Annotated in this window: 19 protein-coding genes; 16 read left to right on the forward strand and 3 right to left on the reverse strand. The window is 69.2% G+C overall.

The window, feature by feature from the left end; genetic code table 11:
- The first annotated feature begins 2 nt into the window (after window positions 1-2).
- The 6 genes from ACDP63_RS00570 (at window position 3) to ACDP63_RS00595 (ending at window position 5948) form a co-directional block, all read left to right on the forward strand.
- The gene (locus ACDP63_RS00570) at window positions 3-1004 is read left to right on the forward strand and encodes an ABC transporter ATP-binding protein (RefSeq protein WP_024842513.1); all 1002 of its coding nucleotides are present in this window, start codon (window positions 3-5) and stop codon (window positions 1002-1004) included.
- A 42-nt stretch (window positions 1005-1046) separates the two neighbouring features.
- On the forward strand, window positions 1047-1832 hold the full coding sequence (locus tag ACDP63_RS00575; protein WP_024842514.1) for a ThuA domain-containing protein: 786 nt from the start codon (window positions 1047-1049) through the stop codon (window positions 1830-1832).
- Entirely contained in the window at window positions 1832-2881 is a 1050-nt protein-coding gene (locus ACDP63_RS00580; protein WP_409927622.1) for a Gfo/Idh/MocA family protein, read from the forward strand. The genes ACDP63_RS00575 and ACDP63_RS00580 overlap by 1 nt, the downstream gene beginning before the upstream one ends.
- Before the next feature lie 66 nt (window positions 2882-2947).
- On the forward strand, window positions 2948-4120 hold the full coding sequence (locus ACDP63_RS00585; RefSeq protein ID WP_024842516.1) for a Gfo/Idh/MocA family protein: 1173 nt from the start codon (window positions 2948-2950) through the stop codon (window positions 4118-4120).
- 107 nt (window positions 4121-4227) lie between these two features.
- A complete protein-coding gene (locus ACDP63_RS00590) occupies window positions 4228-5361 on the forward strand; it encodes an aminodeoxychorismate synthase component I (RefSeq protein WP_024842517.1) in 1134 nt (377 codons plus the stop codon).
- Complete coding sequence (locus ACDP63_RS00595; protein WP_028709827.1) at window positions 5313-5948, forward strand: aminotransferase class IV family protein; 636 nt, start codon at window positions 5313-5315, stop codon at window positions 5946-5948. Before ACDP63_RS00590 ends, ACDP63_RS00595 begins: the two co-directional genes overlap by 49 nt.
- A 5-nt stretch (window positions 5949-5953) precedes the next feature.
- Here the strand turns inward: ACDP63_RS00595 and ACDP63_RS00600 are convergent, their stop codons facing one another.
- Window positions 5954-6718, reverse strand: coding sequence for an IclR family transcriptional regulator (locus tag ACDP63_RS00600; protein WP_409927623.1), 765 nt, complete (start codon window positions 6716-6718; stop codon window positions 5954-5956).
- A gap of 228 nt (window positions 6719-6946) precedes the next feature.
- Between ACDP63_RS00600 and nadA the strand changes: the two genes are divergently transcribed.
- From nadA to ACDP63_RS00650, 10 genes are all read left to right on the forward strand, one after another.
- Window positions 6947-7999 carry a quinolinate synthase NadA gene (nadA, locus tag ACDP63_RS00605; RefSeq protein WP_024842520.1) on the forward strand — a complete coding sequence of 351 codons (1053 nt, stop codon included), beginning with the start codon at window positions 6947-6949 and terminating at the stop codon, window positions 7997-7999.
- 1 nt (window position 8000) lies between these two features.
- Window positions 8001-9569, forward strand: coding sequence for an L-aspartate oxidase (locus tag ACDP63_RS00610; RefSeq protein WP_409927624.1), 1569 nt, complete (start codon window positions 8001-8003; stop codon window positions 9567-9569).
- Window positions 9566-10417 carry a carboxylating nicotinate-nucleotide diphosphorylase gene (gene nadC / locus ACDP63_RS00615; RefSeq protein ID WP_024842522.1) on the forward strand — a complete coding sequence of 284 codons (852 nt, stop codon included), beginning with the start codon at window positions 9566-9568 and terminating at the stop codon, window positions 10415-10417. Before ACDP63_RS00610 ends, nadC begins: the two co-directional genes overlap by 4 nt.
- 231 nt (window positions 10418-10648) lie before the next feature.
- The gene (locus tag ACDP63_RS00620; protein WP_409927625.1) at window positions 10649-13045 is read left to right on the forward strand and encodes a glycogen/starch/alpha-glucan phosphorylase; all 2397 of its coding nucleotides are present in this window, start codon (window positions 10649-10651) and stop codon (window positions 13043-13045) included.
- 19 nt (window positions 13046-13064) lie between these two features.
- Window positions 13065-15266: a 1,4-alpha-glucan branching protein GlgB gene (gene glgB / locus ACDP63_RS00625; RefSeq protein ID WP_024842524.1), complete on the forward strand. Its 2202-nt coding sequence runs from the start codon at window positions 13065-13067 to the stop codon at window positions 15264-15266.
- A 43-nt stretch (window positions 15267-15309) separates the two neighbouring features.
- Entirely contained in the window at window positions 15310-16572 is a 1263-nt protein-coding gene (gene glgC / locus ACDP63_RS00630) for a glucose-1-phosphate adenylyltransferase (protein ID WP_074990341.1), read from the forward strand.
- A 13-nt stretch (window positions 16573-16585) separates the two neighbouring features.
- A complete protein-coding gene (glgA, locus tag ACDP63_RS00635; RefSeq protein WP_024842526.1) occupies window positions 16586-17986 on the forward strand; it encodes a glycogen synthase GlgA in 1401 nt (466 codons plus the stop codon).
- A complete protein-coding gene (gene glgX, locus ACDP63_RS00640) occupies window positions 17986-20079 on the forward strand; it encodes a glycogen debranching protein GlgX (protein WP_024842527.1) in 2094 nt (697 codons plus the stop codon). Before glgA ends, glgX begins: the two co-directional genes overlap by 1 nt.
- Window positions 20072-21907 carry a 4-alpha-glucanotransferase gene (locus tag ACDP63_RS00645; RefSeq protein WP_409927626.1) on the forward strand — a complete coding sequence of 612 codons (1836 nt, stop codon included), beginning with the start codon at window positions 20072-20074 and terminating at the stop codon, window positions 21905-21907. Before glgX ends, ACDP63_RS00645 begins: the two co-directional genes overlap by 8 nt.
- Window positions 21908-21917: 10 nt before the next feature.
- Window positions 21918-23549 (forward strand): alpha-D-glucose phosphate-specific phosphoglucomutase, encoded by a 1632-nt coding sequence (locus ACDP63_RS00650; protein ID WP_024842529.1) that lies wholly within the window; start codon window positions 21918-21920, stop codon window positions 23547-23549.
- Between the two features lie 20 nt (window positions 23550-23569).
- Here the strand turns inward: ACDP63_RS00650 and ACDP63_RS00655 are convergent, their stop codons facing one another.
- Window positions 23570-23908, reverse strand: coding sequence for a carboxymuconolactone decarboxylase family protein (locus ACDP63_RS00655; RefSeq protein WP_024842530.1), 339 nt, complete (start codon window positions 23906-23908; stop codon window positions 23570-23572).
- 103 nt (window positions 23909-24011) lie between these two features.
- Window positions 24012-25157, reverse strand: a complete 1146-nt coding sequence (locus ACDP63_RS00660; protein ID WP_024842531.1) for an alpha-D-ribose 1-methylphosphonate 5-triphosphate diphosphatase — start codon at window positions 25155-25157, stop codon at window positions 24012-24014.
- Between the last annotated feature and the right edge of the window lie 103 nt (window positions 25158-25260).

A 25260-nucleotide genomic window follows, 5' to 3' on the forward strand; every position in this document is an offset into this window, starting at 1 on the left:
CCATGGCCAAGATCGAGTTGAAGAACGTCACCAAGTCCTATGGCGGCTTGCAGGTCATCAAGGGCATCGACCTGGAGATCCGCAAGGGCGAGTTCATGGTCTTCGTCGGCCCGTCCGGCTGCGGCAAGTCCACGCTGCTGCGGCTGGTCTCGGGGCTGGAGGAGATCACCAGCGGCGACATGCTGTTCGACGGGCAACGGGTGAACGACCTGGTGCCCTCGGACCGCGGCATCGCCATGGTGTTCCAGAGCTATGCGCTTTACCCGCATATGAAGGTCTATGACAACATGGCCTTCGGCATGAAGCTGGCCAAGGCCGGCAAGGCCGAGATCGACCGCCGCGTGCGCGAGGCGGCGCGGCTGTTGCAGATCGAGCACCTGCTGGACCGCCTGCCCAAGCAACTGTCCGGCGGCCAGCGCCAGCGCGTCGCCATCGGCCGCGCCATCGTGCGCGACCCGCGCGTCTTCCTGTTCGACGAGCCGCTGTCGAACCTCGACGCGGCGCTGCGCGTGCAGACGCGGCTGGAGATCGCCCGGCTGCATCACGGCATGGAGGACGTGACGATGATCTACGTCACCCATGACCAGGTCGAGGCGATGACGCTGGCCGACCGCATCGCCGTGCTGCGCGACGGCAGGCTGGAGCAGGTGGGCACGCCGGCCGAGCTTTACGAGCGGCCGAACTCGACCTTCGTCGCCGGCTTCATCGGCAGTCCCAAGATGAACTTCCTGACCGACGGTTTCGCGCATGCGCATGACTGCGCGACCCTGGGTATCCGCCCCGAGCATATCGACATCGTCGAGGCCGGCCCCTGGTCGGGCGAGGTCGTCCATGCCGAGGATCTGGGCGCCGACCATTACCTTTTCGTCGAGATCGGCGCCGCCGAGCCGCTGGTCGTGCGCCAGCCGGGCAAGCTGGCCCGGCCGCTGGGCACGCGGCTGAACCTTGGGCCGCGCCTGGGCCACCTGCACCGTTTCGACGCCAACGACGCGCCGATCCGCTGAATCCACCACCCGCTTCCGCAGGGGAGCAACAAGGAGCGATGAATGACCATCCGAGTCACTGTCTGGGGCGAGAACGTCCACGAGCAGAAGAACCAGACCGTCGCCGGGATCTACCCGGACGGCATGCACAACACCATCGCCGCGGCGCTGAACCGCGATGACGGGATCGCGGCCGGCAGCGTCACCCTGCAAGATCCCGAGCATGGGCTGACGGCCGAGAGGCTGGCCGAAACCGACGTGCTGATCTGGTGGGGCCATTGCGCCCATGGCGAGGTGCAGGATGCGGTGGTCGAGCGCGTGGCCGAGGCGGTCTGGTCCGGCATGGGCATGATCTTTTTGCATTCGGCGCATTTCTCGAAACCCTTCAAGCGGCTGATGGGCACCCCCTGCAACCTGACCTGGCGCGAGGCGGGCGAGCGTGAGCGGCTGTGGCTGACCTCGCGCAACCATCCCATCGCCGCCGGCCTGCCCGATCATTTCGAGCTGGAGCACGAGGAGATGTATGGCGAGCCCTTCGGCGTGCCCGAGCCGCTGGAGACGGTCTTCGTCAGCTGGTTCGCGGGCGGCGAGGTGTTCCGCTCGGGCCTGACCTACAAGCGCGGGGCCGGGAACGTGTTCTATTTCCGCCCCGGCCACGAAACCTATCCGACCTATCACGACGCCAATGTGCAGCGGGTGATCCTGAACGCGGTGAAATGGGCGCATAACCCGGCCGCGCGGCTGGCCGAGCCGACCGTCGCGCCCAATGTCCCGGTCGAACAGGCGCTGGAGCCGATCGAGGAACGCGGTCCCAGGCTGCACGCCGCCGGCGAGGAGGGCTATCGCTGATGGTCCGGCTTCTCGTCATCGGCACCGGCGGCATGGCGGCAAACCATGCCCGTGCCTTCGCCGGCATTCCCGGCGTCGAGCTGGTGGGCGGCGTGGACCCGCGGCCCGAGCCGCTGGCCGCCTTCAACGCCGAACATGGCATTGCCCGCGGCTTCGCCAGCCTGGACGAGGCGCTGGCCTGGGGCGCGTTCGACGCAGCGACCAACGTGACGCCGGATGCTGCGCATTTCCCGACCACCATGCCGCTTCTGGCGGCGGGCAAGCATGTGCTGTGCGAAAAGCCGCTGGCCACCAATGCCGCGGATGCGGAAGCGATGGCCGAGGCGGCGGCGCGGGCCGGAGTGGTGAACATGGTCAATCTCAGCTATCGCGACGTGCCGGCGCTGCAAAAGGCCGCCGCGATGGTCCGCGCGGGCGAGATCGGCGAGGTGCGGCATTTCGAGGCGAGCTACCTGCAAAGCTGGCTGACCCAGCCCGGCTGGGGCGATTGGCGCACCGACCCGAAATGGCTGTGGCGGGTCTCGACCGCGCATGGCTCCAAGGGGGTGCTGGGCGATGTGGGCATCCATATCCTCGATTTCGCCACCTATATCGCCGGGCAGGACGCGGCGCAGGTTTCCTGCCTGCTCAAGACCTTCGACAAGGCGCCGGGCGGGCGGATCGGCGACTATGTGCTGGACGCCAACGACAGCGCCACCATGCAGATCGTGCTGGAAAACGGCGCGCTGGGGACGGTGGCGGCGACGCGCTTTGCCTCCGGGCACCTGAACGACCTGCGGCTGCGGATCTACGGCGACCGCGGCGGGCTGGAAGTCGGCTTCGAGAACCGCGTGAGCCGGCTGCGCGCCTGCCTGTCGCCTGACCTGGAAATCGCCGCCTGGCACGAGGTCGACTGCCCGCCGGTGCCGACGATCTACCAGCGCTTCGTCGCCGCGATCCGGGGCGAGGGCGCGGTCGATCCCGATTTCGCCCGCGGCGCGGCGCTGCAACGCCTGCTGGACCGGGCCGAGGAATCCTCGGTCGGGGCCGGGCTCGGCCTCGCCGTCTAGGCGCAACCGATCCGGCGGCGGCCCTCTCCTCCCTGCCGCCGCCGGACATCTTGCAAGGAGCATGGCATGACCCAGACCGTTCCCGCGCAGGCCCGCCGCGTGCCCCGCATCCGCCTTGGCATGGTCGGCGGCGGGCAAGGCGCCTTCATCGGTGCCGTGCATCGCATCGCCGCGCGTATCGACGACCAGTATGAGCTGGTCGCGGGCTGCTTTTCCTCGACGCCCGAGAAAAGCGCGGCCTCGGCGGCGGAGCTGGGCGTGGGCCGCGCCTATGGCGATTTCGCGCAGATGGCGATGCGCGAGGCGCGGCGCAAGGACGGGATCGAGGCGGTGGCCATCGTCACCCCGAACCACCTGCACGCCCCCGTCGCCCGCGCCTTCCTGAAGCGCGGCATCCATGTCATCTGCGACAAGCCCCTGACCGCGACCCTGCCCGAGGCGCGCAAGCTGGCCGGGGCCGCAGCGGATTCGGACGCACTGTTCGTGCTGACCCACAACTATACCGGCTATCCGATGGTGCGGCAGGCCCGCGCCATGATCGCATCGGGCGAACTGGGCGAGATCCGGCTGGTGCAGGTCGAATACGCGCAGGACTGGCTGGCCGAGCCCATCGAGCAGGCGGGCAACAAGCAGGCGGGCTGGCGCACCGACCCGGCGCAATCCGGTGCGGGCGGGGCCATCGGCGACATCGGCACCCATGCCTTCAACCTGGCCGGCTTCGTGACCGGGCTGGAGCTGGAGGCGCTGGCCGCCGATCTGCAAAGCTTCGTGCCGGGCCGGGCGGTCGATGACAACGGCCATGTGCTCTTGCGCTATCGCGGCGGGGCGCGCGGGATGCTGTGGTGTTCGCAGGTCGCCTCGGGCTGCGAGAACGCGCTGCGGCTGCGGGTCTATGGCAGCCGCGCCGGCATCGAATGGGCGCAGGAAGAGCCGAATGCCCTGTGGGTCACGCCGCTGGGCCGGCCGCGCTACCGGCTGTCGCGCGGCGGCGCCGGCACGGGGCTTGAGGCCGCGCGCCTGACCCGCATTCCCGCCGGCCACCCCGAGGGCTATCTTGAGGGTTTCGCGAATATCTATGCCGAGGCGGCGCGCGCCATCCTAGCCCGTCGCGACGGGGCGGTTCCGGACCCGGCGGCGACCTTTCCCGGCATCCGCGAGGGGCTGGAGGGCGTGGCTTTCGTCGATGCCTGCCTGCGCTCCAGCAAGCGCAATGGCGCCTGGGTGGCGCTGGCTCTCTAGGCACCGCGGACCCCGGCATTCCGCGCCATTGTCGCGCCGGTCCCGTGCCGGCCATTGTTCGCGCCGCCCCGCCTATGCTACCCCGCGCGGCGAGAATGGAGGCGCGCGTGATCCTTTGCGAATTCGGTCCTGACGGCAAGCCGGTCCTGTTCCGGGATCCGCGGGAAGTGCTGGTGGTGACCGGGCCCGAGGATGTGGCCTCTGCGCTCGACCATCTCGAGGCCCGGCGCCGGCAGGGGGCCTGGATCGCCGGCTACCTGTCCTATGAGCTGGGCTATGCGCTGGAGCCGGTGCTGGCCCGCGAGATGCCGGCGGGCCGGCGCACGCCGCTCATGGCTTTCGCCGTCCATGACGCGCCCGAGCCGGCGCCGCCGCTGCCCGCTTCCGGCGCGGCCCGGCTGGCGCCGTTGAAACCCATGATCTCGCAACAGGATTACGCGGCCGCCTTTGCCCGCACCCGCGACTATATCGCGGCGGGGGATTGCTACCAGATCAACCTGACCTTTCCCATCGGCTCGCGCCTGATCTCCGGCTCGGCGCTGCAGCTTTACGCCGCGCTGGCCGTGCGCCAGCCGGTCGGTTTCGGCGCCTATGCCGAGCTGGGGCAGGGGCCGGTGGTGGTCTCGCGCTCGCCCGAGCTGTTCTTCCGCCTCGATGCGCAGGGCCGGATCGAGGCGCGGCCGATGAAGGGCACCGCGCCGCGCGACCCCGATCCGGCGCGCGACGCGGCCCTGGCGGCGGGGCTGGCGGCATCGGAAAAGAACCGGGCCGAGAACCTGATGATCGTCGACCTGCTGCGCAACGACATCGCCCGCCTCTCGCGCGTGGGCTCGGTGCGGGTGCCCGAGCTTTTCGCCGTGGACAGCTTTGCCACCGTCCACCAGATGAGCTCGCGCGTGGTGGGCCAACTGGAGCGCCCGGCGGAACTGGGCGCGCTGCTGCGGGTGCTGTTTCCCTGCGGCTCGATCACCGGCGCGCCCAAGATCCGCGCCATGCAGATCATCCGCGAGGTCGAGCCGTTCCCCCGCGGGGTTTATTGCGGCGCCATCGGCTGGATGGCCCCGGACGGTGCGGCCTGTTTCTCGGTCGCGATCCGCACGCTGTCGGTCTGGCCGGATGGCGAGGTCACGCTGAATGTCGGCGGCGGCGTGGTGCAGGATTCGACCGCGGAAGGCGAATGGGAGGAGGCGCTATGGAAAGCCCGCTACGCGCAGGATCTGACGATCCCGAACTGCGGCTGATCGAGACGGTGCTGTGGGACGGTGCCGGCTGCCCGCGGATCGCGGGGCATCTGGCGCGGCTGGTGGCGGGGGCGCGGACGCTGGGCTGGTCCTGCGACGCGCAGGCCGCCCGCGCCGCTCTGGTCGGGCCTGCGGGCCAGCCTGCGCGGTTGCGGCTGACGCTGGACCGCGCCGGGCGGATCGAGGTGACGCGCGCGCCCCTGCCGCAGTCGCGCCCGCAATGGCGGCTGGCGCTGGCCGGTACGCGGCTCAATTCGGTCGATCCCTGGCTCAGGCTCAAGACCACGCGGCGGGCGCATTACGACGCCGCCCGCGCCGCGCTGCCCGAGGGGGTCGAGGAGGCGGTCTTCCTGAACGAGCGCGGCGAGGTCTGCGACGGCACCATCACCACGGTCTTCTTCGACCGCGGCCAGGGCATGCGCACCCCGCCGCTGTCCTGCGGGCTTCTGCCGGGCGTGCTGCGCGCCGGGATGCTGGCCGAGGGCACCTGCCGCGAGGAATTGCTGCTGGCCGGGGATCTGCCCCATGTCCGGCTGTGGGTCGGCAATGCGCTGCGCGGGCTGATCCCCGCCACCTGGGCCGGCTGAACCGGTCAGGCCAGGTCGGCCAGTTCGCTTGCCGCGCGCTTCAGCGCCGGCAGATGCGTCATCGCCGTTTCCAGCGACATGCGCTGCACCGGCGCGTGGAAGGTCACGGCGGCCAGAACCCGGCCGCGCCCATCCAGCGCCGGGACCGAGATCCCGATCATGCCGGGAATGAATTCCTGGTCGTCGATGGCATGGCCCTGTTCGCGCACCCGCGCCAGTTCCTCGCGCAGGCTTTCGGCCGAGGCGAAGGTGTTCGGCGTATGCGGATGCAGCCGGGCATGGCGCAGGAAATGCTCGACGCTTTGCGGGTTCATGAAGGCCAGGCAGACCTTGCCGGCCGCGGTGGCATGCAGCGGCACGCGGGTGCCCAGCTGGATCACCAGCCGCAGGGGCCAGTTCGTCTCGACGCGGTCCACATAGACCAGCGTGTCGCCTTCGGGGATCGAGATCGAACAGGTCTCGCCCACGGCGGTGAACAGCCGCACCAGCACGTCGTGGCGCGGCAGGTCGTATTGGCAGGCATGCATGACGCCCAGCATCATCTGGCGCAGCTTGAGGCCGGGCAGGTAGCTGCGCCCGTCGAGCTGGCGCGACAGGTAGCCCTCTTGCTCCAGGTTGGCGACCAGGCGGTGGATGGTGGGCTTGGGCAGGCCCAGGCTGGCATTGATCTCGGTCGCGGTCATCGGGCGCGCCTCGCGGGCCAGGGCTTCCAGGATCTGGAGGTTTCGCAGGCTGGGCGGCACAGGGGAACTGTCTTGGAACTCTTTCATGGCCTGAACCCGATCACTTTACTGTTCATTTTTACCGCAGGACGGCCCGAGGTCCAGACGTCAGGGGCCGGCAAGGCGGCTTGTCCTTTTGGCGCAGCTTAGCATTTGCGTTGCCCGAGCGTCATCCATGGGTTAGGAACCGCGACTCACAGGCCCGGGGCTCTGGTATCGGGGGCCCGGCGCATTATATCCGGGGTGACTGCGACGCGGGCAGAGTGGGGGGACCGAATGCTCGATCTGACGACCATCCGCAGCGAGCTGGGCTCGCATTACGATCTCGAGCCCTCGCTCGAGCTGGCCGAGCGCATGGCGGATGTCCATGCCCGGATGGGCCGCGTCATGCCCTGGCCGGATTGGGCGATCCACGCCCCCTATGTCGCGGCGATCAACAAGCTGAAAAAGGAACGCAATGCCGTGGTGCTGGCGCATAACTACATGACGCCGCAGATCTATCACGGCATTTCCGACGTGGTGGGCGACAGCCTGGCGCTGGCCATCGCCGCGACCAAGGTCGAGGCGCAGGTGATCGTGCAATGCGGCGTGCATTTCATGGCCGAGACCTCGAAGATCCTGAACCCGCAAAAGACGGTGCTGATGCCCGACATGGAGGCCGGCTGCTCGCTGGCCGAAAGCATCACCGCCGAGGGCATCGCCCAGATGCGCGCGCGTTACCCGGGCGCGCCGGTGGTCAGCTATGTCAACACCACCGCCGAGGTGAAGGCCGCCTCGGACATCTGCTGCACCAGCGCGAATGCGGCGCAGATCGTGGCGGCGCTGGATGCCGACACGATCATCATGACGCCGGACAAATGGCTGGCGCAGAATGTGGCGAACAAGGTGCCGCAAAAGCGCATCGTCTGGTGGGACGGCGCCTGCATCGTGCACGAGCAGTTCACGGCGCAGGATCTGCGCGACTTCCGCGACTGGAATCCGGGGCTGAAGATCATCGCCCATCCCGAATGCCCGCCCGAGGTGGTGGCCGAAGCCGATTATGCCGGCTCGACCGCCAATATCCAGGACTGGGTCGAGGCCGAGCGGCCCAGGCAGGTGATGCTGGTCACGGAATGCTCGATGGCCTCGAACATCTCGGACGCCAATCCCGAGGTCGAGTTCCTCGGACCCTGCAACATGTGCCCCTACATGCAGAAGATCACGCTGGAGAAGGTGCTCTGGTCGCTGCACACCATGACCGGTGTGGTCGAGGTCGATCCGCAAGTCGCCGATCGCGCCCGGCTGGCGGTGCAGCGCATGATCGACCTGTCGCAGCGTCTGGCAGCCTGAGGTGCGCGAGGTTTCGACCGGCCGCGTCGTCATTGTGGGCGCCGGCCTGGGCGCGCTTTACGCGGCGCTGAAACTGGCGCCGCGCCCGGTGCTGATGATCTCGCCCGAGGTGCTGGGCCAGGGCGCAAGTTCGGCCTGGGCGCAGGGCGGGGTGGCGGCGGCCATGGACCCGGCCGACAGCGCCGCGGCCCATGCCCGCGACACGCTCCGCGCCGGCGCCGGCACCGTCGATCCCGCCATCGCGGCGCTGGTCACGGAGGAGGCGCGGGCGCATATCCTGGACCTGACCCGGCTCGGCACCCCTTTCGACCGCAGGCCGGATGGCGGCTATGTGCTGTCGCGCGAGGCGGCGCACAGCTTCGCCCGCGTCGTGCGGGTGCGCGGTGACCAGGCCGGGGCCGAGATCATGCGCGCGCTGGTCGCCTGCCTGCGCGAGGCCCCCTCGGTGCAGGTGCTGGAGGGGGTGATGGCCACCGGGCTGCGGGTCGAGGACGGCAGGGTCGCGGGGGTCGAGGTGGCGCTTTCCGGCCCGCAGGGCTCGGCGCCGCTGCTGATCCGGGCGCCGGCGGTGCTGCTGGCCGGCGGCGGCTCGGGCGGGCTTTACGCGCTGACCACCAATCCGCCGCGCATCCGCGGCCAGGTGATCGGCATGGCGGCGCGGGCCGGGGCCGAGATCGCCGATGCGGAATTCGTGCAGTTCCACCCCACCGCCATCGATTGCGGCGAGGATCCGGCGCCGCTGGCCACCGAGGCGCTGCGCGGCGAGGGCGCACATCTGGTCAACCGGCTGGGCGAACGCTTCATGCCGGCGGTGCATCCCGATGCCGAATTGGCGCCGCGCGACGTGGTGGCGCGCGCCATCTATGCGCAAAGCCAGGCCGGGCTGCGGCCGATGCTGGACACCCGCGCCTGTCTGGGCGACCGCATCCTGACCGAGTTTCCGGCCGTGGCGGGGGCCTGCGCGCGGGCGGGGATCGACCCGACGCGCGAGCCGATCCCGGTGGCGGCGGCAGCGCATTACCACATGGGCGGCGTGGCGGTGGACAGCGACGGCCGCGCCAGCCTCGACCGGCTCTGGGTCTGTGGCGAGGCGAGTTCGACCGGGCTGCACGGCGCCAACCGGCTGGCCTCGAACGGGCTTCTGGAGGCGCTGGTCTATGCCCGCCGCTGCGCGCTGTCCATCGCGGTGCGGCTGGGCCCGGCGGCGCAGGACGCGCCCGAAATCGTGCTGCCCGACCTGCCGCCGGGCCCGGTGCCCGATCCGGCGCTGGTCGCCCGCCTGCGCCGCGCCATGACCGAGGGGGCGGGCGTCTTGCGCGATGCCGGGGGGCTGACCCGCTGCCTGCGCGAGATCGCCGCCATCGAGGCGGCGCAGCCCGATTGCCCGGTGCTGCTGAACATGACCGCCACCGCCACGCTGATCGCCGCCGCGGCGCTGATGCGGCAGGAAAGCCGCGGCGCGCATTGCCGCACCGATTTCCCGCAGACCCTGCCCGAGGGCCGCCGCTCGCGCCTGACGCTTTCGCAGGCGCTGGCCCTGCGCGCCTCGCTTGAACCGGAGACGACATGACCGAGATGCCACCGCTGCCCGAGATGATCCTGGAACCGCTGGTCCGGGCCGCGCTGACCGAGGATCTGGGCACCTATGGCGACATCACCACCCGCACGGTGATCCCGGCCGGCACCCGCTACCGGGCGCGGATCGTGGCGCGCGAGGCGGGCGTGGCCTCTGGCATGCAACTGGCGGCCATCGCCTTTCGGCTGATCGACCCCGCGCTGGACTGTCGGTTGCACCATGCCGATGGCAGCCGTTTCCAGCCCGGCGAGACGCTGGCCGAGATCGAGGGCGAGGCGGCCTCGATCCTCTCGGCCGAACGGGTGGCGCTGAACTTCGCCGGCCGGCTGTCCGGCATCGCCACCCAGACGGCGGCATTCGTGGCCGAGACGGCGGGGACGAAGGCGCGCATCACCTGCACCCGCAAGACCACCCCCGGCCTGCGGCTGGTCGAGAAGCAGGCGGTGCTGCATGGCGGCGGCTTCAACCATCGCTTCAGCCTGTCGGACGCGATCCTGATCAAGGACAATCACATCGCCGCGGCGGGCGGCATCCGGCCGGTCCTGCAGGCCGTCAAGGCCCGTGCCTCGCATATGGTGCGGGTCGAGATCGAGGTGGACCGGCTCGACCAGCTTGCAGAGGTGCTGGAGGAGGGCGGCGCCGATGTCGTGCTGCTGGACAACATGGAAACGGCCGCGCTGCGCGAGGCGGTGGCCATGGCCCAGGGCCGGGTGGTGCTGGAAGCCTCGGGCAACATGCGGCTGGCTCGCGTGGCCGAGGTGGCGGCGACGGGGGTGGATTACATCTCGGTCGGCGCGCTGACCCATTCGGCGCGCACCCTGGACCTGGGCCTGGATTTCTGACCGGTCAAGGGGCCGCAGAACATGCGGCCCTTGCCCGGTTTGGCGCAATCCTGCAGCGCACAATGCGGCAGGGGCGGGTGTTTCCGGCGTCCCGCGCCGGGTTTCGGCGCGATATTGCCCGCGCCGGTTAACGCTAACAGAATTTTCTCCCAACCGCTTGCTTTCGATCACGGATGCCTTAAGCCAAGAGATGACCCGAAAGGATACGGGTGTGCCGACAAAGGGTGATCCATGGCCAGGGACGACATGCCCCAAAGCGATTTCCGCGACGCGATCCTGTGGCACCTGACCTATACGCTGGGCAAGGATCCCGACCACGCGCAGCTTTTCGACTGGCGGCTGGCGCTGAGCCATGCGGTGCGCGACCGCATCGTGGACCGCTGGATGGCATCGACCCGCGCCACCTATCGCGCCGATGCCAAGCGGGTCTATTACCTGTCGATGGAATTCCTGATCGGCCGGCTGCTTCAGGACAATATCGTCAACCTGCAACTGGTCGACGAGGCACAGGAGGCGGTCGAAAGCTTCGGCCTCGACTGGCGCGGCGTGCTGCTGGACGAGCCCGACGCGGCATTGGGCAATGGCGGCCTGGGCCGGCTGGCGGCCTGTTTCATGGAATCGCTCGCCACGCTGGGTTGCCCGGCCTATGGCTATGGCATCCGCTACGAGCACGGGCTGTTTCGCCAGAGCTTTGCCGAAGGGCGGCAGATGGAATCGCCCGAGGACTGGCTGGAACAGCCCTTCGTCTGGCAGTTCGAACGCCCCGAGGCGCGTTTTGTCCTGGGTCTCGGCGGCCGGGTCGCGACCCGCGACGGCCGCGCGGTCTGGGAACCCGAAAGCTTCGTGCAATCCGAAGCCTATGACATCCCGGTCATCGGCTGGCGCGGCGCCTGGGCCAATACGCTGCGGCTCTGGGCCGGACGGGCGGTCGATCCCTTCGACCTGGCCCGCTTTAATGCCGGCGATTTCGCCGCTGCGGCCGAGGCCGAGGCGCTGGCGCGCACCATCTCGCGCGTGCTTTATCCCGAGGATTCGACCGAAAAGGGCAAGCGGCTGCGGCTGACGCAGGAATATTTCTTCTCGGCCGCCTCGATTCGCGACATCCTGCGCCGCTTCGAGGCCGAGCATGCCGACCTGCGCCTGTTGCCGCAGAAGGTGGCGATCCAGCTGAACGATACCCATCCCGCCATCGCCGGGCCGGAGCTGCTGCGCATCCTGCATGACGAACGCGGCCTGCCCTTCGACGAGGCGCTGGCGATCACCAGGGCTTGCGTGAACTACACCAACCACACGCTCTTGCCCGAGGCGCTGGAAAGCTGGGGCGAGGGGCTTTTCGGCGACCTGCTGCCGCGGCATCTGCAGATCATCGGCCGCATCGACGCCGAGGATGCCCGCGCACATCCCGACCGCCGCAACACCGCGCGCGGCGACGGCAAGGTGCGGATGGGCGAGCTGTCCTTCATCCTGTCGAACCGCGTGAACGGCGTCTCGGCGCTGCATACCGGGCTGATGAAGACCACGGTCTTTGCCGACCAGCATCGCATCTGGCCCGACCGCATCGTGAACCAGACCAACGGCGTCACGCCGCGGCGCTGGCTTTTGGGCTGCAACCCGCGCCTGGCGCGGCTGATCACCCGGACCATCGGCGACGGTTGGGTGGGCGATCTGGAGCAGTTGCAGGCGCTGGAGCCCCATGTCGCCGATGCCGGCTGGCTGGAGGAATTCGCCGCCGTGAAGGCCGCCAACAAGGCCGATCTGAGCGGCTGGATCGCCCGCGACCATGGCGTGATGCTGGATCCGCAGGCGCTGTTCGACGTGCAGATCAAGCGCATCCACGAATACAAGCGCCAGCACCTGAACATCCTGGAAGCCATCGCCCTGTGGCAGGAGATGCGCGAGAACCCGTCCACGGACTGGACGGCGCGGGTCAAGATCTTTGGCGGCAAGGCGGCGCCGGGCTATTTCTTTGCCAAGGACATCATCCGGCTGATCAACGACGTCGCTGCCGTCATCAATGCCGACGCGGCCACGAAGGAGAAGCTGCAGATCCTCTATCTGCCCAACTACAACGTGACGCTGGCCGAGCGGCTGATCCCGGCCGCCGACCTGTCCGAGCAGATCTCGACGGCCGGCAAGGAGGCGTCGGGCACCGGCAACATGAAATTCGCGCTGAACGGCGCGCCGACCATCGGCACGCTGGACGGCGCCAATGTCGAGATCCGCGAACTGGTGGGGCCCGAGAACTTCTTCCTGTTCGGCCTGACCGCCGAGGAGGCCGAGGCCCGCCGCGCCGTCCCCGACCATGCCGCCCGCGCGGTCGCCGCCGATCCGCGCCTCAAGCGCGCCGTCGAGGCGATCCGCAGCGGCGCCTTCAGCCCCGGCGAGCCGGACCGCTATGCCAATATCGTCGAGAACCTGACGGGGGCGGATTACTTCCTGGTCGCCTCGGATTTCGCCGATTACTGGCGGGCGCAGCGCGAGGTGGATTTTGCCTATGCCAACCGCGCGGAATGGACGCGCATGGCGGCGCTGAACGTGGCGCGCTCGGGCTGGTTCTCGTCGGATCGCACCATCCGCGGCTATATGCAGGACATCTGGAACGTGAAAAGCCTGCTCGGGCAGGAGTGACGCCGCAAGGGGGGGAACCATGGCGCAGATCGACCCCAATGAAGTCGCCGACCCCGCGGTGCTGGCCCGCATCGCCGAGGGGCGCTTCGACGATCCCTTCGCGGTCCTTGGTCCGCATCCGCGGGGGGGCTTGCGCCATGTCACCGCCTTCGATCCCGGCGCTCTGGAACTGGCGGCCATGGTCGGCGGCAAGGCGCATCCGCTGGCGCCGGTCGAGGGCTGTCCGGGCCTGTTCCACGGCAAGGTGCCGGGCGCGGAACCCTATCTCTTGCGCGGGCGCCGCGACGGCGAGGAATGGCTGGTCGAGGATGCCTATCGCTTCGGCCCGGTCTTGGGCGAGCTTGACGAATACCTGCTGGGCGAAGGCCGGCACCGGCGGCTCTGGCAGGCGCTCGGCGCGCATGTGATCGAGCATCAGGGCACGGCCGGCACGCATTTCGCTGTCTGGGCGCCCAATGCCCGCCGCGTCTCGCTGATCGGGGATTTCAACGCCTGGGACGGGCGGCGCCATGTCATGCGCCGCCGCGGCGCGACCGGCGTATGGGAGATCTTCATGCCCGGCCTGGGCGAGGGCACCGCCTATAAATACGAGATCCTCGGCGCCTATGGCGGGCTGGCGCAAAAGGCCGACCCGGTCGGCTTCGGCGCCCAGCACCCGCCGGCCACCGCCTCGGTGGTGCGCGACATCGCGGGCTATGGCTGGTCGGATGGCGGCTGGATGGGCACACGGGCCGCGGCGCAGCGCATCGACCGCCCGATCTCGATCTACGAGGTGCATCTGGGCAGCTGGCGCAGGAAGGACGGCGGCCGGCCGATCTCATACCGCGAGGCGGCGGTGGAGCTGGTCGATTACGCCCGCGACATGGGCTTCACCCATATCGAGCTGTTGCCGATCAGCGAATACCCCTTTGACGGCTCATGGGGCTACCAGCCGGTCGGGCTGTTCGCGCCGACCATCCGCTTCGGCCCGCCGCACGAGTTCCGCGACCTGGTGAACGCTGCGCACAAGGCGGGGCTGGGGGTGATCCTCGACTGGGTGCCCGGCCATTTCCCGACCGATCCGCACGGGCTGGTGCAGTTCGACGGCACCGCGCTTTACGAGCATGCCGACCCGCGCGAGGGCTTTCACCAGGACTGGAACACGCTGATCTACAATTACGGCCGCAGCGAGGTGATGAACTACCTGACCTCGAACGCGCTTTATTGGCTTCGGGAATATCACCTCGACGGGCTGCGGGTGGATGCGGTGGCCTCGATGCTCTATCGCGACTATTCCCGTGCCGAGGGGCAATGGATCCCCAACAAGGACGGCGGGCGCGAGAATTACGAAGCCATCGCCATGCTGCAGGAGATGAACCGCCTGACCTATGGCGAGGAACCGGGCATCATGACGGTGGCCGAGGAATCGACCAGCTACCCCAAGGTCTCGCGGCCGGTGCATGAAGGCGGCCTGGGCTTCGGCTTCAAGTGGAACATGGGCTGGATGAACGACACGCTGGATTATATCCGGCGCGAGCCGATCCATCGCAAGCATCATCACCACCAGATGACCTTCGGCCTGCATTACGCCTTTTCCGAGAATTTCATCCTGCCGATCAGCCATGACGAGGTGGTGCACGGCAAGGGCTCGATGCTGGCCAAGATGCCCGGCAGCGAATGGGAGAAATTCGCCAACCTGCGCGCCTATTACGGCTTCATGTGGGGCCATCCGGGCAAGAAGCTGCTGTTCATGGGCCAGGAATTCGCCCAGGGGTCGGAATGGAACCACGATGCCGAGATCGACTGGGCCTGCATCGGCAACCCGCTGCATTACGGCATGCAATTGCTGGTGCGCGACCTGAACGCCATCTATCGCGCGACCCCCGCGCTTTACGCGAAGGATTGCGACGGTGCCGGCTTCCAGTGGATCGAGGCCAATGACGCCGCGCATTCCATCTATGCCTGGATCCGGCGCGGTGGTCCGGGCGATGCCGCGGTGGTGGTGGTCTGCAACTTCACCCCGGTCGAGCGCAGCGGCTGGCGCATGGGCTTTCCGCAGCCGGGCCTGTGGCGCGAGGTGCTGAACACCGATGCCGAGGTCTATGGCGGGGCCGGGCGCGGCAATCTGGGCCGCGTCACCGCCCTGCCGGGCGAAAGCCACGGCCAGCCCGCCCATGCCGACCTGGTGCTGCCGCCGCTTTCGACGCTGATTTTCATCAAGGACGACAGGACGACATCATAGCAACCACACCCGCGCGCCGGGCAAAAAGGGAGAGGGCAGAGAGATGGCACCGCGTGAGGAAAGGCTTTCCAGACGATCCATGGCCTTCATTCTGGCCGGCGGCCGCGGCTCGCGCCTGCGCGAACTGACCGACAAGCGCGTGAAGCCCGCGGTCTATTTCGGCGGCAAGTCGCGGATCATCGATTTCGCGCTGTCGAACGCGCTGAACTCGGGCATCCGCAAAATGGCGCTGGCCACGCAATACAAGGCCCACAGCCTGATCCGCCATGTCCAGCGCGGCTGGAACTTCTTTCGCGCCGAGCGCAACGAGTTCCTCGATATCCTGCCCGCGTCCCAGCGTTACGACGAATCGATGTGGTATCGCGGCACGGCCGATGCGGTGGCGCAGAACATCGACATCATCGACAGCTACGGCGTCGATTACGTGCTGATCCTGGCCGGCGATCATATCTACAAGATGGATTACGAACTGATGATCCGCCACCATGTCGAGGCGGGTGCGGACGTAACCATCGGCTGCCTGACCGTGCCGCGGGCCGAGGCCTCGGCCTTCGGCGTCATGGCGGTGGACGGCAAGGACGTCATCACCAGCTTCCTGGAAAAGCCTGCCGATCCGCCCGGCACGCCGGATGATCCCGAGGTGACGCTGGCCTCGATGGGCATCTATGTGTTCCGCTGGGACTTCCTGCGCGACCTCTTGATCCGCGACATGCAGGACGACAATTCCAGCCATGATTTCGGCAACGACCTGATCCCGCAGATCGTCAGGAACGGCAAGGCGCAGGCGCATCGCTTTGCCGACAGCTGCGTGCGCTCGGACGGCGATCCGGTCTATTGGCGCGACGTGGGCACGGTCGACGCCTTCTGGCGGGCGAATATCGACCTGACCGACTTCAACCCCGACCTGAACCTCTGGGACCGCGACTGGCCGATCTGGACCTATTCCGAGCTGGTGCCGCCCGCCAAGTTCATCCATGACGAGCCTGACCGCCGCGGCAGCGCCGTCAGCTCGCTGATCTCGGGCGGCTGCATCATCTCGGGCAGCGAGATCCGCGAGTCGCTGTTGTTCACCCAGGTCCATACCAATTCCTATTCCAGCCTGGAGCGCGCGGTGGTGTTGCCCTATGCCAATGTCGCCCGACACGCGCGTTTGACCAATGTGGTCATTGACCGCGCCGTCAGAATCCCCGAAGGGCTGGTCGTCGGCGAGGACCCCGACGAGGACGCGAAATGGTTCCGCGTCTCGGAAGGCGGCGTCACGCTGATCACGCAGGACATGCTGGATCGAAGGGAAGCGTCTTTATGAGGGTCTTGTCCGTATGAGGGTTCTGTCCGTCGCCTCGGAATGCGTGCCGCTGGTCAAGACCGGCGGGCTGGCCGACGTGGCCGGGGCGCTGCCGGCGGCGCTGGCCGGGCACGGGGTCGGGATGCGGGTGTTGCTGCCCGGCTATCCGGCGGTGCTGGGGGCCGCGGCCAAGGCGCCGGCCGTGCGCGAGATCCCGGAGCTGTTCGGTGGCCCGGCCCGCATCCGGCGCGGCGCACTGGGGGATGCGGTGCTTTACATCCTGGACGCGCCGCATCTTTTCGACCGGCAGGGCGGCATCTATCTGGGGCCGGACGGCCGCGACTGGCCCGACAATCCGCAGCGTTTCGCCGCGCTGTCCAAGGCCGCCGCCCTGATCGCCGCCGAGGGGGTCGAGGACTGGCGCCCGCAGGTGCTGCACCTGCACGACTGGCAGGCGGGGCTGGCCCCGGTCTATCTGCGCCAAGCCGGGGTGCGGGACGTGCGGACGCTGCTGACCATCCACAACATTGCCTTCCAGGGCCTGGCGCCGGCGCATATGCTCTCGGCGCTGCAACTGCCGGCGCATCTCTTCAACCCGCGCGGCTTCGAATATTGGGGCCGGATCTCGGCGCTGAAGGCGGGAATCGTCTTTGCCGACAAGGTCTCGACCGTCAGCCCGACCTATGCCGAAGAGCTGATGACCCCGGAATTCGGCATGGGGATGGAGGGGGTGCTGGCCGACCGCGCCGGCGATTTCACCGGCATCCTGAACGGCATCGACCTGGATGCCTGGAAGCCGCCCTATGCCGCGCCCGAAGGCAAGGCGCCGCATCGCGCGGCGCTGCGCAAGGAATTCGGCCTGCCCGAGGCCGAAGGGCCGCTTTGCGTCGTTGTTTCGCGCCTGACCGGGCAGAAGGGGCTGGACCTCTTGATCGAGGCGCTGCCCGTGCTGCTGGAGAACGGCGGCCAGCTGGCGGTGCTGGGATCGGGCGATCCTGGGCTGGAAGCGGCCTTTTCCCAGGCCGCCGCCCGCCACCCCGGCGTCGCGCTGCGGCTGGGCTATGACGAGCCGCTGTCGCGCCGCATGATCGCCGGCGGCGACGCCATCCTGGTGCCCTCGCGTTTCGAGCCCTGCGGGTTGACGCAGCTTTACGGGCTGCGCTTCGGCACCCTGCCGCTGGTGGCGCTGACCGGCGGGCTGGCCGATACCGTCATCAACGCCTCGGCGGCGGGGCTGGCTGCGGGCGTGGCGACCGGGGTGCAATTCCACCCGGTCGATGCCCGGGCGCTGTCCCGGGCGCTGTCGCGGCTCTGCGCGCTCTGGCGCCAGCCTGCCGTGTGGCGACGGATGACGGAAAACGCCATGGCGCATCCGGTCGGCTGGGACGCCTCGGCCCGCGCCTATGCCGAGCTGTTCGGGGCGATGGCCGCCTGATGACCGGGCTGCGCATCTTCGAGGGCCGGGCGGAACCGCTGGGCGCCACCTTCGACGGCGAGGGCGTGAACTTCGCCGTGTTCTCGGAACATGCGCGCCGGGTGACGCTGTGCCTGTTTTCCCCCGACGGCCGGACCGAGACGTACCGGCTGGACCTGCCGGAACGCGACGGCGACGTCTGGCACGGCTATGTCCCCGGCCTGCGCCCCGGCCAGCTTTACGGGCTGCGCGCCGACGGTCCCTATGCGCCCTCCGAGGGGCACCGCTTCAACTATCACAAGCTGCTTCTCGATCCCTATGCCAAGCGGCTGACCCGGCATCCGGTCTGGCACGATGCGCTGATGGGCTATACGGTCGGTGCGCCCGAGGCCGACCTGAGCTTCGACCGCCGCGACAGCGCCCGCTTCATGCCGCGCTGCGTGGTCGAGGATCCCTCCTTCGCCTGGGGCCCCGACCAGCCGCCGCGCCGCGACATCGCCGAGACGGTGATCTACGAGGCCCATGTCAAGGGCCTGACGCAACTGCACCCTGATGTCCCGCATCGCGGCACCTTCCTGGGCCTCGCCTCGGACCCTGTGCTGGAGCATCTGCAAGCCTTGGGCATCACCGCGCTGGAGCTCTTGCCGGCGCAAGCCTTCCTCAACGACCGCTTCTTGCTGGAGAAGGGGCTGGTGAACTATTGGGGCTACCAGACGCTGGGCTTCTTCGCCCCCGATCCGCGCTATCTGGCCAAGGGCCAGATCGCCGAGTTCCAGCATATGGTCGCCCGCATGCATGCCGCCGGCATCGAGGTCATCATGGACGTGGTCTACAACCACACCGGCGAGGGTAACGAGCTTGGCCCGACGCTCAGCTTCCGCGGCCTCGACAATCGCAGCTATTACCGGCTGCAGGAGGATCCGCGCCATTACGTCGACGACACCGGCACCGGCAACACGCTGAACGTCAATCATCCGATGGTGCTGCGCATGGTCATGGACAGCCTGCGCTACTGGGTCGAGGTGATGCATGTGGACGGGTTCCGCTTCGACCTTTGCGCCACGCTGGGCCGGCGGGTTCGTGGCGGCTTCGACCGCAGCGCCTCGTTCTTCGACGCGATCCGGCAGGATCCGGTGCTGACGCGGGTGAAGCTGATCGCCGAGCCCTGGGACATCGGTCCCGGCGGCTATCAGCTGGGCGGCTTTCCGCCGCCGTTCCTGGAATGGAACGACAAGTATCGCGACGGCATCCGCCGCTTCTGGCGCGGCGACGCGCGGCAGGTGCCGGAGCTGGCCGACCGCATGGCGGGCTCCGCCCGGCAGTTCGACCATTCCGGCCGGCCCGCCACGGCTTCGGTGAACTTCCTGACCGCGCATGACGGCTTCACGCTGATGGACGTGGTCAGCTATTCCGAAAAGCACAACCAGGCCAATGGCGAGGAGAACCGCGACGGCCATTCCGAGAATTTCTCGGACAACATGGGCGCCGAGGGGCCCAGCGACGACCCCGCGATCCGGGACGCCCGCGCGCGGCGGCGGCGCAACCTGCTGGCGACGCTGCTTCTGTCGCAGGGCACGCCGATGCTGCTGGCCGGGGACGAGCTGGGCAATTCGCAACAGGGCAACAACAACGCCTATTGCCAGGACAACGAGATCGGCTGGGTGCAATGGCAGGGTGCCGACCCGGCCTTCCTGGACTTCACCCGCAAGCTCATCGCCTTTCGCCGCGCCCATCCGATCCTGCGGCAGAAACGTTTCCTGCATTCGCGCCCGCGCCTGACCGACGGGCTGCCCGACCTGTTCTGGCTGCGCCCGGACGGCGCGCAGATGACCTCGGCCGATTGGGGCAATCCCGAGCTGCGCGTGCTTTGCGCCGAGCTGCGCATGGCCGCCGGCACCCCCGAATATGCGCAGCGCGAGGAGGCGCTGTTTCTGGTCTTCAACAACGGTGAGCCGCTGGAGGTGGTGCTGCCCGAGCGCCCCGAGGGCTGGCGCTGGCGGCTGCATCTGGATACCAGCCGCCCCGACCTGGCCCCGCATGTGGTCGAGGCCGAGCGGCTGGCGGTGGACGGCCAGTCGACCCTCGCCTTCGATCTGGAGCGCGAGCATGGCTGATCCGCGCCTGACCCTGGCCGGTCGCATGGGCGTGCTGCCGGGCTTTCACGACCTTGCCGGGCAATGGCGCGAGACCTCGGTCGAGACGGCGGTGGCGCTGCTTGCCGCCATGGGCCTTGCCGTACCCACCGCGGCCGAGGCGCAGGCGGCGCTGGACGACCATGCCGTCCGCCTGCCGCAGGACGTGATCTGCGCTGCCGGCGCGCGCCCCGACCTGGCCTTGGACGACTGGCAACTGACCTTCGAGGACGGCACCGAGGCCGAGGGGAACGGCCCGCTGCCCGTGCTGCCGCTGGGCATCCACCGCCTGCGGGCCGGGGGCCGGGACTATACGCTGCTCGCCGCGCCGCCGCGCCTGCCGGGGCCGGCGCGCTGCTGGGGGCTGGCCGCGCCGCTTTACGGCATCTCGGAAACTGGGATCGGCAGCTATGCCGACCTTGCGGTGCTGGCCAAAAGCATGGGCCGGCAAGGGGCGGCATTCCTGGGCATCAACCCGGTCCATGCCGGCTTTCCGACCGAGCCGCAGCTGTCCAGCCCCTATACCCCCTCGCATCGCCGGCGGCTGAACGTGATCCACCTGCCCGGCGGCCTCGGTACCCCCGGCCCGCGCATCGACTATGCCCGCGACATCCCGGCCCGCATGGCGGCCTTGCGGGCGGGATACGACGCCTTTCCAGGCGATCCGGCCTTCGACGCCTGGCAGGCGGCGGCGGGCGAGGGCCTGCAACGCTTTGCCCTGCATCAGGCGCTCTCGGCCCGGCTGGGGGCCTTCTGGGGCGACTGGCCGGCGACGCTCGCCTCGCCCGACACGCCTGCCGCCATCGCTGCGCGGGCCGATCTGGCCGGCGAGATGCGCTTTCACGCCTGGCTGCAATGGCGGGCCGAGCGGGCCTTGTCGGCGGCCGGGCAGGCGGCGCGCGAAGGCGGCATGGCGCATGGGCTCTATCTCGACCTCGCCGTCGGCACCCATCCCTTCGGCGCCGAGACCTGGGAGGATCGTGCCAGCTTCGCCTTCGGCGCCTCGCTCGGTGCGCCGCCCGACGCTTTCGCCCCGCAGGGGCAGAACTGGAGCCTCGCGCCCTTCAGCCCCTTGGGCCTGCGCGCCCAAGCCTATGCGCCGCTGGCCGAGACCCTGCGCCGCCAGCTGCAATTCGCCGGCGTGCTGCGCATCGACCACATCCTGGGTTTCGAGCGCGCCTATTGGGTGCCGGACGCCGCCCCCGGCGCCTATGTCGCCATGCCGCGCGATGCCATGCTGGCCGTGGCCCGGATCGAGGCGGCGCGCGCCGGCAATGCGGTGCTCGTCGGCGAGGATCTGGGCAATATCCCCGACGGCCTGCGCGAGGCGCTGGCGGCTTCCGGCATCCTCGGCTGCCGCGTGGCGATGTTCGAGCGCGAGGGCTGGCATCCGCCGGCCTTCCGCCCGGCCGAATCCTATGACCAGGGCGCCATCGCCAGCTTCTCGACCCACGACCTGCCGACCTGGCGCGGCTGGCGGCGTGGCGCCGACATCGCTGCCCGCGCCGGCATCGCCGGGCAGGAAACCGCCGCCGGGCAGCAAGAACGCGCCGAGGAGGTCGTCGCCTTCGACCGGCTGCTGCCCGATCCCGGCTTGGACGCGCTGCACGGTTTCCTGGCCCGCACGCCGTCGCGTCTGGTGGCGGTGCAGGCGGAGCTGCTGCTCGACATGGCCGACCAGCCGAACCTGCCCGGCACGGTCGGCGAATATCCGAACTGGCAGCTGCGCCTGCCGGTGGCGGCCGGGGATTTCCCGGCATTGCCCTCGGTCGCGCGGACTGCCAGCATCATGCGCGACCACGAACGCTAAGGAGAGGTCCATGACCGTTCACACCGTCCCGACCCAGCCCATCGCGGGGCAAAAGCCCGGCACCTCGGGCCTGCGCAAGAAGACCTCGGTCTTCATGCAGCCGCATTACCTGGAAAACTTCGTGCAGGCGATCTGGAACGGCACCGGCGGCGCCGCGGGCAAGACCTATGTGCTGGGCGGCGACGGGCGCTATTTCGGCGACCGCGCCGCGCAGGTCATCCTGCGCATGGCCGCGGCCAGCGGCGCGAAGAAGGTGATCGTCGGCCAGAACGCGCTGCTTTCCACCCCCGCCGCCTCGCACCTGATCCGGCTGCGCGGGGCGGATGGCGGCATCATCATGTCCGCCAGCCACAATCCCGGCGGCCCGACCGAGGATTTCGGCGTCAAATACAATATCGGCAATGGCGGCCCGGCCCCCGAACCGGTGACCGAGGCGATCTTCGAGGCCACCAAGACCCTGGCCGAATACCACATCCTCGACGCGCAGGACGTGGACCTGGCCACGCCGGGGACCAAGGCCCTGGGCGGCATGGAGGTCGAGGTCGTCGACCCGGTCGCCGATTATGCCGAGCTGATGCGCTCGATCTTCGATTTCGGCAAGATCCGCGCGCTGTTCGCCGACGGCTTCCGCATCCGCTTCGACGCCATGCATGCGGTCACCGGCCCCTATGCCAGGGCGATCCTGGAAGGCGAGCTGGGCGCGCCCGCGGGCTCGGTGGTGAATGCCGTTCCCAGTCCCGATTTCGGCGGCGGCCATCCCGACCCGAACCCGATCTGGGCCAAGGATCTGATGGATGCGATGTTCGGGCCGGACGCGCCGGATTTCGGCGCCGCCTCGGATGGCGACGGCGACCGCAACATGATCGTCGGCCGCAACTGCTACGTGACGCCTTCGGACAGCCTGGCGGTGCTGGCTGCGAACGCCACGCTGGTCCCGGCCTATGCCGGCGGGTTGAAAGGCGTGGCGCGCTCCATGCCGACCTCGCGGGCGCTGGACCGGGTGGCCGAGCGCCTGGGCCTGGCCTGCTACGAGACGCCGACCGGCTGGAAATTCTTCGGCAACCTGCTCGACGCCGGCAAGGCGACGCTCTGCGGCGAGGAAAGCGCCGGCACCGGTTCGGACCATGTGCGGGAAAAGGACGGGCTCTGGGCGGTGCTGTTCTGGCTGAACCTGCTGGCCGAGCGCCGGCAGCCGGTGGCCGGGATCATGGCCGACCATTGGGCGAAATACGGCCGCAACTACTATTCCCGCCACGACTATGAGGCGGTGGATGCCGCGGCCGCGGCCGAGCTGATGCAGGCGCTGCGCGAGCGTCTGGCCGATCTGCCGGGCCAGGCCGCGGCCGGGCTGCGGATCGAGGCGGCGGACGAGTTCGCCTATGACGACCCGGTGGACGGCTCGCGCAGCGAGGGGCAGGGCCTGCGCATCATGACCGAGGGCGGCGGCCGCATCGTGCTGCGCCTGTCGGGCACCGGCACCGAGGGGGCGACGCTGCGCGTCTACCTGGAGCGGGTCGAGACCGATCCCGCCCGGATGCAGGACGATCCGCAACAGGCGCTGGCAGGCATCGTCGCCGCCGCCGAGGAAATCGCCGGCATCCACGCCCGCACCGGCCGGGATGCGCCCGACGTCATCACCTGAGCGCGTCCCGCGCGGCGGGATCAGCCCGCCGCCAGTTCGTCCCAGCAGGCCAGCGCGTGGCCGGCATACATCAGGCCCGGCCCGCCGCTCATCTGGATCGCCATGGACAACACGTCGCCCAGTTCCTCGCGCGTGGCGCCGGCCTTCATCAGCGCCTCGACATGGAACAGGATGCAGGGCTCGCAGCGCTGGACGATGGCCATGCCGACGGCGATGAATTCCTTGGTCTTGGCATCCAGAACGCCGCCGTCATGAACCGCCTTGGACAGTGCGCCGAAGCCCTTGGTGGCGTCGGGGATGGCCTTGTTCATCACCCGCAATTCGCTGCGCATCTCGTCGATCTTTGCCTTGTAGCTCATGGTTCGCACTCCTTCTGGGCCGGGCATGGCTAGCCCGGCGCCGATCGGAACGGCTTGATCCAGATCAAGGGAATTGCGAATTTTCGCAGGTTCGCGGCAAGGTTCAGACCCGGCGCCCGCGCACCCATGTCTCGCGCATGACCGGCGTATCCTCGTCCAGCATGGCAAAGCGGATCAGGTCGGCGCGCAGCCCCGGCGCCAGGCGGCCGCGGTCGGCCAATCCGGCCGCCTGGGCCGGGTTGGCCGTCACGCTTGCCATGGCGCGCGGCAGGTCGTCCCAGATCCGCGCCAGGATCAGCGCCCCGGCCAGGAGCCCCGCGGGCACGTAATCCGAGGACAGGATATCGAGCTGCCCGGCCCGTGCCAGATCCGCCGCCGAGACATTGCCGGAATGGCTGCCGCCGCGGATCAGGTTCGGCGCCCCCATCATCACCATGATACCGTGGTCGTGGCAGGCCGCCGCCGCCTCGGGCGTGGTCGGGAATTCGGCCAGCCGCACGCCATGGCCGGCCGAAAGCGCGACATGTGCGGCCGTGGTGTCGTCATGGCTGGCCAGCACCGCGCCCAGCCGGTGCGCGATCTCGACCGCCGCCGCCTCGTGGCGGTCGCCGAAGCGGGCGCGCAGATCCTGCAGCCGGGCGACATGCTCGGCGAAGGCCGCGTCCGAGAGCTTGTACTTGCCCTGCACATATTGCGCGAGCTTCGAGATGTCGCGGAACTGGCGCTGGCCCGGTGTGTGGTCCATCAGGCTGATGATGCCGACCCGGTCCTCGGGGCCGAACTCGTCGAGTTCCGCCAGCAGGGTCTGCGAGCAGATCTCGGCGCGCAGGTGCAGGAAATGGCTGATGCGCAGCGCCCCCCGAGCCCGTAGCGCGGCCAGTTCATGTGCCAGTTCGCGGGCATATTTGTCGTAATCCTGGTCTGGCCCCTCGTTCGGGATCGAGCCCACGCGCATGGCGTCGAAGACCGTGGTGATGCCGCAGCCCGCCAGTTCGGCGTCATGCGCCAGGATGGCCCCGGCATGGGGCCAGTCCACGCCGGGGCGGGGACGGATGTGGCGTTCCAGGTTGTCGGTATGCAGCTCGACCATGCCGGGGGCAAGATAGTCGCCCTGCATGTCCAGCGCGCCGGCCGGCACGGCGCTGCCCGGCTGGATCGCGGCGATGGCGCCGTCCTCCAGCACCAGCGCGCCGGGGGTCACGGTCTCGGGCAGGATCAGGCGGGCATTGGCGAGGATGGTGCGGGTCATGGCGGGCCTTGGGGTTGCGGGGCAGGCCAGGGGTGGCCGATTGCGGCGCCATGGTCAAGCGCGGTGGCTGCGAGATGGGGGCCGGGGGGCTTTGCCCCCACGC

Origin of the sequence: Paracoccus sp. P2 (genome assembly GCF_046335115.1) — a bacterium.
Lineage (GTDB): Bacteria > Pseudomonadota > Alphaproteobacteria > Rhodobacterales > Rhodobacteraceae > Paracoccus > Paracoccus pantotrophus.